Source organism: Hafnia alvei, assembly GCF_900095695.1.
GTDB lineage: Bacteria > Pseudomonadota > Gammaproteobacteria > Enterobacterales > Enterobacteriaceae > Hafnia > Hafnia alvei_B.
Window position 1 is genome coordinate 1 of the sequence record NZ_FMIQ01000055.1, and the last position, 13,695, is coordinate 13,695.

Annotated in this window: 14 protein-coding genes and 3 tRNA genes; 9 read left to right on the forward strand and 8 right to left on the reverse strand. The window is 49.4% G+C overall.

All coding sequences use genetic code 11. The features are described 5' to 3' along the window. Positions 1 to 31: 31 nt before the first annotated feature. Positions 32 to 107: transfer RNA gene (locus tag BN1044_RS13755), tRNA-Val, on the reverse strand. Between the two features lie 274 nt (positions 108 to 381). Between BN1044_RS13755 and gltX the strand changes: the two genes are divergently transcribed. Beyond that, entirely contained in the window at positions 382 to 1,797 is a 1,416-nt protein-coding gene (gltX, locus tag BN1044_RS13760) for a glutamate--tRNA ligase (protein ID WP_072309186.1), read from the forward strand. Positions 1,798 to 1,802: 5 nt separating this feature from the next. On the opposite strand, the gene BN1044_RS23600 is transcribed toward gltX, so the two are convergent. Genes BN1044_RS23600 through BN1044_RS13770 form a run of 3 tightly spaced genes read right to left on the reverse strand, consistent with a single transcriptional unit; the run spans position 1,803 to position 2,539 of the window. After that, complete coding sequence (locus BN1044_RS23600) at positions 1,803 to 1,943, reverse strand: hypothetical protein (RefSeq protein ID WP_168780210.1); 141 nt, start codon at positions 1,941 to 1,943, stop codon at positions 1,803 to 1,805. Beyond that, the gene (locus BN1044_RS13765; RefSeq protein ID WP_072309187.1) at positions 1,927 to 2,115 is read right to left on the reverse strand and encodes a hypothetical protein; all 189 of its coding nucleotides are present in this window, start codon (positions 2,113 to 2,115) and stop codon (positions 1,927 to 1,929) included. The genes BN1044_RS23600 and BN1044_RS13765 overlap by 17 nt, the downstream gene beginning before the upstream one ends. 25 nt (positions 2,116 to 2,140) lie before the next feature. Next, a complete protein-coding gene (locus BN1044_RS13770; protein WP_072309188.1) occupies positions 2,141 to 2,539 on the reverse strand; it encodes a DNA-binding protein in 399 nt (132 codons plus the stop codon). A 264-nt stretch (positions 2,540 to 2,803) separates the two neighbouring features. Here BN1044_RS13770 and BN1044_RS13775 point away from each other — a divergent pair. After that, positions 2,804 to 2,879 (forward strand) — tRNA-Ala (locus tag BN1044_RS13775). Positions 2,880 to 2,961: 82 nt separating this feature from the next. Then, a tRNA-Ala gene (locus BN1044_RS13780) sits at positions 2,962 to 3,037 on the forward strand. Between the two features lie 225 nt (positions 3,038 to 3,262). Here the strand turns inward: BN1044_RS13780 and BN1044_RS13785 are convergent. Next, the gene (locus BN1044_RS13785; RefSeq protein WP_072309189.1) at positions 3,263 to 4,465 is read right to left on the reverse strand and encodes a NupC/NupG family nucleoside CNT transporter; all 1,203 of its coding nucleotides are present in this window, start codon (positions 4,463 to 4,465) and stop codon (positions 3,263 to 3,265) included. A 417-nt stretch (positions 4,466 to 4,882) separates the two neighbouring features. Here BN1044_RS13785 and BN1044_RS13790 point away from each other — a divergent pair, with 417 nt between their 5' ends. Beyond that, a complete protein-coding gene (locus tag BN1044_RS13790) occupies positions 4,883 to 6,118 on the forward strand; it encodes an Nramp family divalent metal transporter (RefSeq protein ID WP_072309190.1) in 1,236 nt (411 codons plus the stop codon). 77 nt (positions 6,119 to 6,195) lie between these two features. On the opposite strand, the gene BN1044_RS13795 is transcribed toward BN1044_RS13790, so the two are convergent. Next, positions 6,196 to 6,612: a DUF2502 domain-containing protein gene (locus BN1044_RS13795; protein ID WP_072309191.1), complete on the reverse strand. Its 417-nt coding sequence runs from the start codon at positions 6,610 to 6,612 to the stop codon at positions 6,196 to 6,198. Positions 6,613 to 6,830: 218 nt separating this feature from the next. Here BN1044_RS13795 and BN1044_RS13800 point away from each other — a divergent pair, with 218 nt between their 5' ends. Beyond that, entirely contained in the window at positions 6,831 to 7,373 is a 543-nt protein-coding gene (locus BN1044_RS13800) for a sugar O-acetyltransferase (protein WP_211095610.1), read from the forward strand. Here the strand turns inward: BN1044_RS13800 and mgrA are convergent. Next, positions 7,370 to 8,359, reverse strand: a complete 990-nt coding sequence (mgrA, locus tag BN1044_RS13805; RefSeq protein ID WP_072309193.1) for an L-glyceraldehyde 3-phosphate reductase — start codon at positions 8,357 to 8,359, stop codon at positions 7,370 to 7,372. The two genes, BN1044_RS13800 and mgrA, sit on opposite strands and share 4 nt — an antisense overlap. Before the next feature lie 222 nt (positions 8,360 to 8,581). On the opposite strand from mgrA, the gene BN1044_RS13810 reads away from it, so the two are divergent. Beyond that, positions 8,582 to 10,255 carry an alpha-keto acid decarboxylase family protein gene (locus tag BN1044_RS13810; RefSeq protein WP_072309194.1) on the forward strand — a complete coding sequence of 558 codons (1,674 nt, stop codon included), beginning with the start codon at positions 8,582 to 8,584 and terminating at the stop codon, positions 10,253 to 10,255. Positions 10,256 to 10,270: 15 nt separating this feature from the next. Here the strand turns inward: BN1044_RS13810 and BN1044_RS13815 are convergent, their stop codons facing one another. Beyond that, positions 10,271 to 11,140 (reverse strand): LysR family transcriptional regulator, encoded by an 870-nt coding sequence (locus BN1044_RS13815; protein ID WP_072309195.1) that lies wholly within the window; start codon positions 11,138 to 11,140, stop codon positions 10,271 to 10,273. A gap of 107 nt (positions 11,141 to 11,247) precedes the next feature. Here BN1044_RS13815 and BN1044_RS13820 point away from each other — a divergent pair, with 107 nt between their 5' ends. From BN1044_RS13820 to glk, 3 genes are all read left to right on the forward strand, one after another. Beyond that, on the forward strand, positions 11,248 to 11,700 hold the full coding sequence (locus BN1044_RS13820) for a multidrug/biocide efflux PACE transporter (RefSeq protein WP_072309196.1): 453 nt from the start codon (positions 11,248 to 11,250) through the stop codon (positions 11,698 to 11,700). A 72-nt stretch (positions 11,701 to 11,772) separates the two neighbouring features. After that, positions 11,773 to 12,477 (forward strand): aspartate/glutamate racemase family protein, encoded by a 705-nt coding sequence (locus BN1044_RS13825; RefSeq protein ID WP_072309197.1) that lies wholly within the window; start codon positions 11,773 to 11,775, stop codon positions 12,475 to 12,477. A 166-nt stretch (positions 12,478 to 12,643) separates the two neighbouring features. Then, on the forward strand, positions 12,644 to 13,609 hold the full coding sequence (gene glk, locus BN1044_RS13830; protein WP_072309198.1) for a glucokinase: 966 nt from the start codon (positions 12,644 to 12,646) through the stop codon (positions 13,607 to 13,609). Positions 13,610 to 13,695: the final 86 nt, after the last annotated feature.

Below are 13,695 nucleotides of genomic sequence, written 5' to 3' on the forward strand. Positions count from 1 at the left end.
GTACTTCACACTGCGGGAACACTCAAAAGAGTGGTGGGTGATGACGGGATCGAACCGCCGACCCCCTCCTTGTAAGGGAGGTGCTCTCCCAGCTGAGCTAATCACCCCCGCTGTGTGGAGTCGCATTATAGGGAGCGCCCGAAAATGGTCAACGCTTTTTTCAAGAAAAAATGCTGTTCGTTGGAAAAATAGTCAAGATGTCTTATACATAGGCAGCAATGATAATTTTTTAAGCACTTTTTGCAATAAGCACTCGAACTATAGTCGTAACGGCGTTGAGGAATTGAGGCGTAATGGTAGAATGCTGCCTACTTATTAGTAATAGAAAGCAGGCCACATTCCTATAATGTGGGTCATTGCGTAATAAAGGCCACGTTTCACATGAAAATCAAAACCCGTTTTGCACCTAGCCCAACTGGCTACCTGCACGTAGGTGGTGCGCGTACCGCACTTTATTCTTGGTTGTTCGCCCGCCACGCCGGCGGTGAATTTGTTCTTCGTATTGAAGATACCGATCTCGAGCGTTCAACGCAGGAAGCGATCGACGCCATCATGGATGGTATGAACTGGCTGAATCTCGATTGGGATGAGGGCCCGTACTACCAGACCAAACGTTTTGATCGTTATAACCATGTGATCGATCAGATGTTAGAGCAGGGCACCGCGTATAAATGCTACTGCTCCAAAGAACGTCTGGAAGAGCTGCGTGAAACGCAAATGGCTAACGGTGATAAGCCTCGCTACGATGGCCGTTGCCGCCATAGCCATGAACATCACGCCGACGACGAGCCGCACGTTGTGCGTTTCCTGAACCCTCAAGAAGGTTCAGTGATCTTTGACGATAAGATTCGTGGCCCAATTGAGTTCAGCAACCAAGAACTGGACGATTTGATTATTCGTCGTACCGACGGTTCGCCGACCTATAACTTCTGTGTTGTTATCGATGACTGGGATATGGAAATTACCCACGTTATCCGTGGTGAAGATCATATCAATAACACGCCGCGTCAGATCAACATTCTGAAAGCGTTGGGTGCTCCCGTTCCTGAATACGCACACGTGTCGATGATTCTGGGCGATGATGGTAAAAAACTGTCTAAGCGCCACGGTGCGGTCGGTGTGATGCAGTACCGCGACGATGGTTATTTGCCAGAAGCGTTGCTGAACTATTTGGTACGCTTGGGCTGGTCCCACGGTGACCAAGAAATCTTCAGCATTGATGAGATGAAAGAGTTCTTCACGCTTGATGACATCAGCAAGTCAGCAAGCGCGTTCAACACTGAGAAACTACAGTGGCTGAATCATCACTATATCAACACCATGGCTCCAGAATATGTGGCTATTCATCTGGCATGGCACATCCATGAAGCGGGTTATGAAACGCGTAATGGTCCACAGCTGGTTGAAATCGTTAAGCTGCTGGCCGAGCGTTGTAAGACTCTGAAAGAAATGGCGGCTCAGGCGCGTTACTTCTATGAGGATTTTGCTGAGTTTGATGCTGATGCGGCGAAAAAACATCTGCGCCCTGTCGCTCGTCAGCCGTTAGAGCTGGTACGTTCTAAGCTGGCGGCGATTACTGACTGGACCGCTGAAAATATCCATGATGCTATTCAAGGCACCGCGGATGAGTTGGAAGTCGGTATGGGTAAAGTCGGTATGCCATTGCGTGTGGCTGTCACTGGTGCAGGCCAGTCACCTGGCGTTGATGTAACCGTACATGCGGTTGGTCAGCAGCGTTCACTTAAGCGTATTGATATGGCTTTGGCCTTTATTGCCGAGCGTGAAGCGCAGCAATAAGCTTATTAGCTTATGCTTATAAAAGAAGAACCGGCTGATGCCGGTTTTTCTTTATCTAGAGTAAGCACTTTGTCATTCACATCTTTTTCTATACCACGAACTGTAAGAGCCATTTCGATTTCTAAATCTTCAGCTGTCGTTGGCATGCAAGCATTGCAGCAGAGTATTGATCCCCTCGCGCATAGTAAAATCGGTGAGGAATATTTGCTCATCTTGGTTCATCTGATTAAAGATACTTAGCCATGCTTTATCCGGAGAAGAGGTAATAGCGGAGCTTTTAATCACTTCTTTGGCGGTAAACCAGTCCTTTTTTTTCATTATAATATCCTATCGGTCTAGTGGTTTATGATGCTGAGCTGGTGGTGTCATTTTGAGCGTGAAGACAAGGCTGTGAATGCTGAGACTCTAAGCATCCCAATAATGCGTTAATGCCTCGACGCATGATAAAACGCGTTAGCTGCTCACGTTCATCTTCAGTCAACTGATAATAAATAGCACTCCACGCTTTTTCTGCTTTAGGAAGATCAGCCATATAAAATGATGATTCTTCATTAGCGAGTAACGCGGAAACAACTTCATCGGGGAAACTGCTGATGTGGTATTCGAGTGCTTTACCTTGAACGCCACTACGCTTTTGTTTACGCCATCCTTCAGATTTTGCTCTTTGGTTGATGGCTTGTGGCGTAGTAGGAAAGCCTGCGACCCCAACCAGCTCTTTTGCTGCATACCATTCCTTGTTCATATATCTTCCTTTTCTTGCTTAAAAATACTGCCGTATTTATTACTCAAAATAGTTACATATCTCGCTAATAGAATACAGAGAGTGAAGCCATAAAATAGCTTTAGCATTTCTAAAGATTGAATTGTTCTGAGCTACAATTTGTCGATAAATTTCGTTGAGTTGGCGGCTTTTTCAGCGTTTAGAACAAGAAAAACATTTAGCCGTTGACAGTATTTGTGAGGTTTCATATTATGCGCCCCGTTAACGCGATTTAGCGTCAGCGTTGGGGCTATAGCTCAGCTGGGAGAGCGCTTGCATGGCATGCAAGAGGTCAGCGGTTCGATCCCGCTTAGCTCCACCAACCTTTTCTCAGATTGGTTGGAAGTATAAAAGCTTTAAATAAGCTTAAAAGAAGTACAACCACTTCTCGTAGTTTACGTTGTGGGGCTATAGCTCAGCTGGGAGAGCGCTTGCATGGCATGCAAGAGGTCAGCGGTTCGATCCCGCTTAGCTCCACCAAAATTTGAAAAGCCGACAGAAATGTCGGCTTTTTGCTTTTCTGTATCTCGTACTGAAACTCTTTTCTTTTATTTCAACTCTTTCGCTATCAATTCAGTAAACACCCTGCTTAATAGCTCTGTAAGCACCGTTACGGGCTTTTCTGTAAAAAAAGACCCCGTTGGCTAGCAGACATTAAAAAAGGCGCCTAAGCGCCTTTTAGCCAATCAGATTTTATCCAGCGTATTACAGGAACAGACCCGCAATTGACGCAGACAAAATACTCACCAGCGTAGAACCATAAACCAGTTTCAGACCGAAGCGAGCAACCACGTTTCCTTGGTGTTCGTTCAAGCCTTTGATAGCGCCTGCAACGATACCGATAGAAGAGAAGTTCGCGAAGGAAACCAAGAACACAGACAGAATGCCCAGTGAACGAGGAGACAGTTCGGTCGCAATTTTCTGCAGGTCAATCATGGCAACGAATTCGTTAGAAACCAGTTTGGTTGCCATGATGCTGCCAACGTTCAGCGCTTCGTGGGCTGGTACGCCCATTACCCATGCAAATGGATAGAAGACATAGCCCAGCAGTCTCTGGAACGTCATGCCGTCAACGTGGAACAGCGCGAAGACCCATTCGGTCAGGCCGTTCAACGCAGCAATCAGCGCGATGAAACCAATCAACATAGCGGAAACGATGATCGCAACTTTGAAACCGGCCAAGATATATTCGCCCAGCATTTCAAAGAAGCTCTGACCTTCGTGGGTGTTTTTCAGCTGGATGTCAGCCTCACCTTCCACAGAATAAGGGTTAATCAGGGACAGCACGATAAAGGTGCTGAACATGTTTAACACTAATGCGGCTACCACAAATTTGGCATCCAGCATGGTCATGTATGCACCCACGATGGACATAGAAACGGTAGACATTGCCGTTGCTGCCATGGTGTACATACGTTTTTCAGACATTTTGCCCAGAACATCTTTGTACGCAATGAAGTTCTCAGACTGACCCAGAATCAGCGAGCTTACGGCGTTAAAAGATTCCAGTTTACCCATGCCGTTGATTTTAGACAGCACGGTACCAATTGCGCGGATGATAACCGGCAATACGCGGATGTGCTGAAGAATACCAATTAGAGCAGAGATAAAGACGATTGGGCACAGTACGTTCAGGAAGAAGAAGGCCAGACCTTTGTCACTCATGTTACCGAAGACGAAGTTGGTACCTTCTGCCGCATATTTGAGCAGCGTTTCGAAGAACCCAGAGAAACCCTTCACGAAGCCCAAACCAATGTTGGAGTTCAGGAAGAAGTATGCCAGCAGGAGTTCAACGACTAACAGCTGAACAATGAAGCGCACGCGAATGCTTTTGCGATCGCGGCTAACGAGCAGGGCAAGTACCGCTACCACCGCAAGGGCTAAAACAAAATGCAAAATAGGGGACATACAGTGCTCCAAATTATGAGGCAGGCTAAATTTCGCAGCACATTCTATGTAACGGCACAGGTAAAAACGAGACTTGGATTGCAAATATTGAAATTGTTATAACGTAAATCAAGAAAAAAGTTAGAAAAGTAACAAAAAGCCCCCATGGACCATGTTGATGAAAGTTTGAAAAGTTGTGATATTATTATTAAACACCATAGTTCGCTTTTTTGGAAGAAATCTCAGAAGCGGTGGTGGTAACGTGTTTAAGAGCTGAAAGCGCCTTGTCAGACTCCACAAGCAAACGGCCTATCGAACAGATAGGAAGTATCGTTTAAGTTGATATTGATAATCATTATCACTTATACAATAATGGAGTTAATCACGAAGTTTAGGTCACAAATCGTTAGTGTGACTATAGGTGTTAAGGTGGCTGGTATGCTTGATTCACGTGTTGCAGAAACAACTCCTCCTGCGTCGCGGAAGATAAAACTTTCGCTGATGGGACCCGCCTTTATCGCCGCCATCGGTTATATCGATCCCGGTAACTTTGCGACTAATATCCAGGCCGGTGCGTCTTACGGCTACAAGCTGCTGTGGGTCGTGGTATGGGCCAACTTCATGGCCATGCTTATCCAACTCCTTTCCGCAAAACTTGGCATCGCTACCGGTAAAAACTTAGCGGAACATATTCGCGATCGCTTTCCACGTCCGGCGGTTTGGGCTTATTGGGTGCAGGCTGAAATCATTGCCATGGCCACCGACTTAGCTGAGTTTATTGGGGCAGCCATCGGCTTTAAATTATTACTGGGCTGTACGTTGCTGGAAGGGGCGGTTTTAACCGGCATTGCGACTTTCCTGATCTTGACGTTACAACGCCGTGGGCAGAAACCGCTTGAGTTAGTTATCGGCGGCTTGCTGCTCTTCGTTGCTGCGGCCTATATCGTGGAGCTGGTGTTTTCTCAACCGAGCATTGCTCAGCTGGCGCACGGGATGCTGGTGCCTGATTTACCCACTCACGAAGCGGTCTTTTTGGCTGCCGGCGTGTTGGGTGCAACGATCATGCCGCATGTTATTTACCTGCATTCGTCTCTGACGCAAACTTCTGCATCCTTGGGAACCAAGGCCGAGCGCTACTCTTCGACTAAACTCGACGTTGCCATTGCAATGACCATCGCCGGCTTTGTTAACCTTGCGATGATGGCAACCGCAGCGGCGGCGTTTCATTTTAGCGGTCACAGTGGGATTGCAGAGTTGGATCAGGCTTATTTAACGCTAAAACCGCTGCTAGGTAATGCCGCTGCCACTATTTTTGGTTTGAGCTTAGTGGCCGCCGGATTGTCTTCCACCGTGGTCGGAACGCTGGCAGGACAAGTCGTCATGCAGGGTTTTGTACGCTTTTACATCCCACTCTGGGTGCGTAGAGTTGTGACCATGTTGCCTTCTTTCATCGTGATCATGGCTGGGCTGGATGCAACCCGCATCCTATTGTTAAGCCAGGTACTCTTGAGCTTTGGTATTGCTTTGGCGCTGGTGCCGCTGCTGCGCTTCACCGGCGATAAAGAACTGATGGGCGACATGGTGAACGGACGTACCGTTCAGGCTCTGGGTAAAATCATTGTGGTGGTGGTGGTCGGACTAAACGTCTACCTGTTGGTGAGCATGTTGTTTTAGGGCTTAGAAGATTTGTTTTTAGAAAATTTATAGAAAAGCAGGCTCATTTTTGTGAACCTGCTTTTTTTATTTAGTCATTAGTGATGGCCATGCCCGTTGCCACGGTTGTCATGGTCATGACGATCGTGGTTTTTATAGTGGCCATAATGGTTGCCACGGTCATGGTGCTTGTGTTTGTTTTTATGGTCATAGCGGTAATATTTCCCGCCGCGTGAATAGTAGTTTTTCTGCCACCAGTTGTGGTCACGCCAGCGACCACCATCCCAGTAATAGCCGCGTGGGCTGCGGTCACCGACCCAACGGCCTTGATGATTGCGCCACCAGTTTTGATCGCGCCAGTCATAGCCATCCCAGTAATTCCCACGCTGATCGCGGTCACCAAGGTGCAAGCTCACGCCGGGAAGTAAATCGATATCTGCTGATGTGGCCTGTGCAACGCCCAGAGGCATCAGGCTACAAAAAGCGAAAATAACGGCAGCTATACGCAGGTTCATGTTTTTCTCCTTTACGGGGAAGGACGTTGGTTGGCATCATCTTCAATGAACAACACATAACGCCACCATTCCTTTATGTGAACTGATATTAGCATTGTGAATGTGATTACAATGTGGAGAAATGGGGGAATCCTCGGTTAATCGCGACGTTTGAGATTATTCTGGCGGCCTCGCCAAGTTAAGGAGCAGTAGACGTGAGCAAAAGTGAAAAACAGAAGATGATTGAGGGTGAAAACTACTACTCATCGGATCCTGAGCTAGTGGCCGATCGACTACGCGCGATTGATTTATGCTTCCGCTTTAACTACACGTTGCCGTCGCAGCAGCAGGCACGCAAAGAGCTGCTGCAAGCGCTGTTGCCGAATGTGGATAAGCAGGCTGAGATCACCGGGCCGTTCTTTTGCGACTACGGCTACAACATTAAAATTGGGCAGCGATTTTACGCTAATACGGATCTGACCATTTTGGACATCGCGCCCGTGACTATCGGCGATGATGTGATGTTTGCCCCCCATGTACAGCTGTATACCGCGGCACATCCCACCCATCCTGAACAGCGAATTTCAGGCATTGAGTTTGGTAAGCCGATCACGATTGGCAACAAAGTGTGGATTGGCGGTGGGGTGATTGTGTGTCCGGGCGTCACCATCGGTGACGGTTCCGTGATTGGTGCTGGCAGCGTGGTAACGAAAGATATCCCGCCGCGCGTTGTTGCAGCGGGAAACCCATGTCGTGTACTGCGTTCGGTCGATGAAGACTAGCTGGCCAGAATTTCTTCGATAGCGCTGAGTTCTTCGGCGCTAAAATGTCGGTTTTCTAGCATGCCAACGGCATCTTCAATTTGGCTGATACGGCTTGCGCCGATCAGTACCGATGTCACGCGATCGCCTCGTAATACCCATGCCAGCGCCATTTGCGACAGTTTTTGCCCTCGCGCCAGCGCCATCTCATTAAGCTGCTTAATTTTACCCAGTTTCTGCTCAGTAATGGCTTCTGGTTTTAAGAACTGGCTATGTGCTGCGCGTGAATCTTCAGGTATTCCATGCAGATAACGGTCTGTCAGCAGCCCTCCCGCCAGCGGGGAAAACGCAATCGAACCAACGCCTTCTTCTTGCAAGACATCCAACAAGCCGCCTTCAACCCAACGTTCAAACATTGAATATTTAGGCTGATGGATCAAGCAGGGCGTTCCAAGATCGCGCAGGATCGCAATCGCTTGGCGAGCCGTTTCCGCGGGATAGTTAGATAGCCCAACGTACAGAGCTTTACCCTGACGCACGATGAGATCGAGTGCGCCCATGGTTTCTTCGAGCGGCGTATTAGGATCGGGGCGGTGGTGATAGAAAACATCTACATAGTCGAGGCCCATGCGTTTCAGGCTTTGATTAAGGCTAGCCACTAAGTATTTTTTGCTGCCCCAGTCGCCGTAAGGCCCTTCCCACATGGTGTATCCCGCCTTGCTTGAAATCACCATTTCATCGCGATAGGGCAGAAGATCGTGTTGTAGAACACGGCCAAAATTGGTCTCTGCCGAGCCGGGAGGGGGACCATAGTTGTTCGCGAGATCAAAATGGGTGATGCCTAAATCGAAAGCGCGCAACAACATATCGCGGCTGTTATCGAAAAGGGTGGTATCACCAAAGTTATGCCACAACCCCAGCGAGATAGCCGGTAGCTGTAAACCGCTGTTACCGCAACGTCGGTATTCCATCGATTGATAGCGTTCGGGATTTGCCAGATAACTCATTGATCTTCCTTACACGATGACATGAAAAAAGACGACAAACACACAGTGCGCCGCCTGTTGTTACTAGGTAGCGTGCGTGTTCATTGCGTAAATCTAGCTTTCCATCATGCTCCTGAGCCGGTTTCAACGCCATCAAAAAGAGCCCCCTATACTTTTAAACGTGAACTAACTACTCGTTTTTTCAGTGCTTACTGCCCTGAAATGTCCATTGGGAGCATCGCAATGAGCAAGACTGCAAATAGCACGGTGTATAGCGTATCCGACTACCTCCTCGACCGACTTTCACAGGCGGGTATCCAGCACGTGTTCGGCGTTCCCGGAGATTACAATCTGCGTTTTCTCGATTTTGTTACGGCTCACGCCGATCTTGAATGGGTGGGATGCACCAACGAACTCAACGCCGCCTATGCCGCCGATGGATATGCGCGCTGCGCGCCTGCTGCTGCGCTGGTTACCACGTTTGGGGTGGGGGAGCTAAGTGCGATTAACGGTACCGCAGGCAGCTATGCTGAATATTTACCGGTTATTCATATTGTGGGGGCACCGAATAGGCGCTCTCAGCAGAAAGGGGAGTTGCTACACCATACGTTAGGCGATGGTGATTATGGCCATTTCTACCGTATGGCGGCGGAAGTGACCTGCTCACAGGCCGTATTGACGCCAGAAAATGCGGCGGTAGAAATCGATCGCGTTCTCAGCGACGTGCTCTATCACCGTCGGCCAGGCTACCTTTTATTGCCAAGCGATGTGTGTGATGAGCCGATTCGTACCGAGCTCTATCCCTTAGCCACGCGACAGGATGAGATCATCGGGCTAAATGAATTTGTTCAGGCGGCACGTGAGCTACTTAAACCGGTGCGTAAGGTGGCATTATTGGCTGATTTTCTGGCCGATCGTTTTGGTCAAAAACAGGCCGTTCAGCAGTTGGCTGATTTACCCGGCGTCGCTAGCGCAACGCTGCTGATGGGGAAAGGCGTTCTTGACGAAAGCCAGCCAAACTTTGTTGGCACCTATGCTGGAGGCGCCAGCCAACCCTGCGTAAAGGCCGCGATTGAAAATGCGGATGCGTTGATAAGCGTGGGAGTGAGGTTAACCGACAGCGTGACGGCGGGCTTCACCCATCAGCTTGCAGTGAATAAAACTATCGATATTCAGCCGTTTTCAGCCAGCGTGGCAGGGCGCGTATTTAGTCAATTACCGATGAACGATGCATTAGCTGCGTTGATGGCGCTGGCGCGCGAGCTATGCGTGGAGTGGCAATCTCCCGATGCTCAGCGTGACAATTTACCTGAAGGTCACGGCAATCAGCTTGATCAACATACGTTTTGGCAGCAGGTACAGCGATTTTTACGCGCTGGCGATATCGTGATTGCCGATCAGGGAACCTCGAGTTTTGGCTCTGCCACGTTGCGTTTGCCTCAAGACGTTAGCTTTATCGTTCAGCCACTGTGGGGGTCGATTGGCTACACGTTGCCTGCGGTGTTGGGTGCCCAACTGGCGCAGCCACAGCGCCGCGTAGTGCTGCTGATTGGCGATGGTTCGGCTCAGCTTACGATTCAAGAATTGGGTACGCTGCTGCGTCACGGGCTAAAACCGGTGATTATTTTAGTCAACAACGATGGCTATACCGTCGAGCGAGCGATCCACGGCCCCGAAGAGGTCTACAACGATATTGCCGCATGGAATTGGACTCAAATTCCGGCCGCACTTTCGGTGAACGGCAACGCGGTTACCTACCATGCCGACAGCGGGCAATCTCTGCAAAAGGCCTTTGACGCAAGCAAAACGCCAAAAGCGCTGACGCTGATTGAAGTTATGCTGCCAAAAATGGATGTGCCTGAATATCTGGCGACGCTGAGCAAAGCGATTGCCGAACGTAACGCATCGCATCAATAGTCGGCTGAATAAGTCTCAAGCGGGCATATCCAGTAGATAGTCTTTAATCCAGCTCCCTGCCGGTCCCGGCGGGGAGTTTTTTGACCACACCACGTCGACAGAAATGGATTTTGGCCAGCCGGGCACTGACAGCGGCACCAATTCTTGTTGATGGCAAAACTCCTCCACCAACGCGCACGGTAGTACGCTCCAGCCAAATCCTTGAACCGCCATGCTCAGCAACAACAAATAGTTAGGTGCAGACCAAATCAGCCCATGCATTTGGCTTTGATCGCGCTCGAGATAGGTGCTTAAACGCAGTTCGCGCACGGCATTGAGTTCTTCTGGACGAATACGTTCGCGTAGCGCGAGTGGATGTGACGGGGCGGTATAAATTGCCATCTGGGTTTGTTTGCTTAACCGCGCAACGCCAATATCCGGCGGATAATACTTGCGCGCTTCTATCAGCCCAATGTGGGCGCGGTTTTTTTGCAGCAGATCGATAACGTCTTCATCTTCGCCAATCAGACATTCAAATTCAGTATCGGGATAGCGCTGGTCGAATTGTTGTAACAAGGCTTCTAACGCGCTGGGATGGAAGGTGTCGGAAAGCACAAACGTCAGGCGAGGCTCAATGTTATCCATCAAACGCACGGCTAGCTGGTCTAGGCGCTCGCTGGCGGCCAAAATTTCCTTCACGTGAATCAAAACCCGCTGTCCCTGTTCGGTTAGAACCGGATGACGAGCCGAACGGTCAAACAGCGTTACGCCCAAATCATCTTCTAAATTGGCAATCGCGGTGCTGATGGTGGACTGACTTTTATGCAAACGGCGTGCGGCGGCGGAGAATGAACCGGCAGAAACGGTTTCGACAAAGGCATTGAGTGCTTCGGGAGAGTAACGCATAAAGTATCTATTTTATCGATGGAACCTAATTTTAATATAGCGATAAACCTGAGGATAATCACCTTCTCTGACATGACTCAGAGGATTAATTTGAGGTTTTATTCCGTATGCAACGTAAATCTTTGATGGAACGCGTGTTCCACGCCGTCACTTTTGAGGCCATTGCGACTCTTATCTGTGCGCCCGTTGGCGCGTATTTGATGCAGCGCTCAGTATGGGAGATGGGCGGCCTGACGATTATTCTGGCTACCGCTGCGATGATCTGGAATATCATCTATAACGCGATATTCGATCGCTTATGGCCGGTAAGTCGGGTGGTGCGTAATGTAAAAGTCCGTATTTTCCACGCGCTTGGCTTTGAGTGCGGGTTTATCGTTATCGGCGTTAATATTGCCGCGTATGTGTTAGGCATCTCGATGCTACAGGCGTTTATATTGGAATTGGGTATCATCCTGTTCTTCCTGCCATACACCATGGTTTATAACTGGGTGTATGACACGCTGCGTGAGCGCATTGTTGCACGTCGTGCGGCTCGTAATATGGCGTCAACCCTACGCTAATGCTGTACTCATTCTGCCCGCCTGCGTTATGTTAACTCCTATAGAGAATAGCGGGTTAACAGGAGCAACAGCATGAAAACACTAGGCTTACTTGGCGGAATGAGTTGGGAATCCACGGTTCCTTACTATCGAATTATCAACGAGACCGTAAAAAACCAGCTGGGTGGGCTCCATTCCGCTCGGCTGGTTTTATACAGCGTCGATTTTGCCGAAGTTGAACATTTACAGATGCAGGGCGAATGGCAGAAGGCCGGTGAGCTTTTGGCAGACGCTGCGCAACGTCTACACGCTGCGGGTGCAGAGGGCATCGTGGTGTGCACCAACACCATGCACAAAGTGGCCGAGCAGATCCAATCACGCAGCGGTTTGCCATTGTTACATATTGCCGATGCTACCGCGGCACGCATTCAGGCTAAAGGCTTAACGCGTATTGGCCTATTAGGCACGCGTTTCACGATGGAACAAGATTTCTACCGTGGCCGACTCACCGACGCCTTTGGCATTGAAGTCATCGTTCCCAACGAATCTGACCGCGAAATTATCCACCGCATTATTTATCAGGAACTGTGCTTAGGACAAATCCGTCCTGAATCACGCCAACAATACCGCGAGATTATGCTGCGTTTAGCTGAACAAGGTGCGCAGGGCATTATTTTGGGATGCACCGAAATTGCATTGCTGGTCGACCAAACCGATGCTGACGTTCCCCTGTTTGATACCGCGCAGATTCATGCTGAATATGCTGCGCACTGGGCGTTAGGTAACGAAGACGTTTAAGCGTAGAACGGGTGCAAACAGCGCCTTGCTGAAACGATTTTTGTGATCGGTTTCACTATTGCGTGCCGTAGTGCGGAGTGCCCGTTGTGGGGGCTGATGCGGCTGTGTTTAGATACGGCCAGTCTTTTTTCAGTGGTTCAGGCAGTATTTTTTTGGAGATAGCAGTATGACAACGCACGCACTGGTCGGGGATGTGGGGGGAACTAACGCGCGATTGGCTCTTTGCTCGCTGGAGAACGGTGAAATCTCGCAGGCAAAGACCTATTCAGGGCTGGAGTTTGACAGTTTAGAAGCCACTATTCGTACTTATCTGCAAGAGCATAATGTTTCCGTCAAAGAAGCCTGTATTGCCATCGCCTGCCCCGTGACAGAAGACTGGGTGGCGATGACCAACCACACGTGGGCGTTCTCTATTGCTGAGATGAAAAAAAATCTGGCGCTGGAAAAGCTGGAAGTGATTAATGATTTCACGGCGGTTTCCATGGCGGTTCCTATGCTCAAGCCTGAGCATCTGATGCAGTTTGGCGGCAAAGCACCGCTGAAGGATAAGCCGATTGCTATCTACGGTGCCGGCACGGGGTTAGGCGTAGCGCATCTTATTCATGCCGCCGATCGCTGGATCAGCCTACCGGGCGAAGGCGGGCACGTCGATTTTGCCGCTAACAGTGAAGAAGAAGATCTGATCCTTGAAGTGTTGCGTCCAGAGCTGGGGCACGTTTCCGCCGAGCGTATTTTATCGGGTCCGGGATTGGTTAACCTTTATCACGCCATTGTGAAATCGGATAATCGTCTGCCGGAAAACCTTGCGCCTAAAGACGTTACCGAGCGGGCACTGGCGGATTCTTGCACCGATTGCCGCCGTGCGCTCTCGCTGTTTTGCGTCATTATGGGGCGCTTTGGCGGCAACTTGGCGTTAAATATGGCAACCTTCGGCGGCGTGTATATTGCGGGTGGGATTGTGCCTCGTTTTCTTGAGTTCTTTAAGGCGTCAGGGTTTCGTGCGGCGTTTGAAGATAAAGGGCGCTTTAAGGACTATGTACATGATATTCCAGTTTATCTTATCGTGCATGACTTCCCAGGATTGCTGGGCGCGGGCGCGCATCTGCGTCAAGAATTAGGGATGAAAATCTAGCTAGATTCCCAAAGCTCACTGAAAATAAAAAACTAAAAGCCTGCGCAGGAGACTGAGCAGGCTTTTTTGTGAGCATCAGCAAAATG

What these genes read in the sequence shown, in the direction of transcription:
- gltX (WP_072309186.1), top strand. Translation starts at nt 382, where the DNA reads ATGAAAATCAAAACCCGTTTTGCACCTAGCCCAACTGGCTACCTGCAC.
- BN1044_RS23600 (WP_168780210.1), bottom strand. Translation starts at nt 1,943, where the DNA reads ATGCCAACGACAGCTGAAGATTTAGAAATCGAAATGGCTCTTACAGTT.
- BN1044_RS13765 (WP_072309187.1), bottom strand. Translation starts at nt 2,115, where the DNA reads ATGAAAAAAAAGGACTGGTTTACCGCCAAAGAAGTGATTAAAAGCTCC.
- BN1044_RS13770 (WP_072309188.1), bottom strand. Translation starts at nt 2,539, where the DNA reads ATGAACAAGGAATGGTATGCAGCAAAAGAGCTGGTTGGGGTCGCAGGC.
- BN1044_RS13785 (WP_072309189.1), bottom strand. Translation starts at nt 4,465, where the DNA reads ATGTCCCCTATTTTGCATTTTGTTTTAGCCCTTGCGGTGGTAGCGGTA.
- BN1044_RS13790 (WP_072309190.1), top strand. Translation starts at nt 4,883, where the DNA reads ATGCTTGATTCACGTGTTGCAGAAACAACTCCTCCTGCGTCGCGGAAG.
- BN1044_RS13795 (WP_072309191.1), bottom strand. Translation starts at nt 6,612, where the DNA reads ATGAACCTGCGTATAGCTGCCGTTATTTTCGCTTTTTGTAGCCTGATG.
- BN1044_RS13800 (WP_211095610.1), top strand. Translation starts at nt 6,831, where the DNA reads ATGATTGAGGGTGAAAACTACTACTCATCGGATCCTGAGCTAGTGGCC.
- mgrA (WP_072309193.1), bottom strand. Translation starts at nt 8,359, where the DNA reads ATGAGTTATCTGGCAAATCCCGAACGCTATCAATCGATGGAATACCGA.
- BN1044_RS13810 (WP_072309194.1), top strand. Translation starts at nt 8,582, where the DNA reads ATGAGCAAGACTGCAAATAGCACGGTGTATAGCGTATCCGACTACCTC.
- BN1044_RS13815 (WP_072309195.1), bottom strand. Translation starts at nt 11,140, where the DNA reads ATGCGTTACTCTCCCGAAGCACTCAATGCCTTTGTCGAAACCGTTTCT.
- BN1044_RS13820 (WP_072309196.1), top strand. Translation starts at nt 11,248, where the DNA reads ATGCAACGTAAATCTTTGATGGAACGCGTGTTCCACGCCGTCACTTTT.
- BN1044_RS13825 (WP_072309197.1), top strand. Translation starts at nt 11,773, where the DNA reads ATGAAAACACTAGGCTTACTTGGCGGAATGAGTTGGGAATCCACGGTT.
- glk (WP_072309198.1), top strand. Translation starts at nt 12,644, where the DNA reads ATGACAACGCACGCACTGGTCGGGGATGTGGGGGGAACTAACGCGCGA.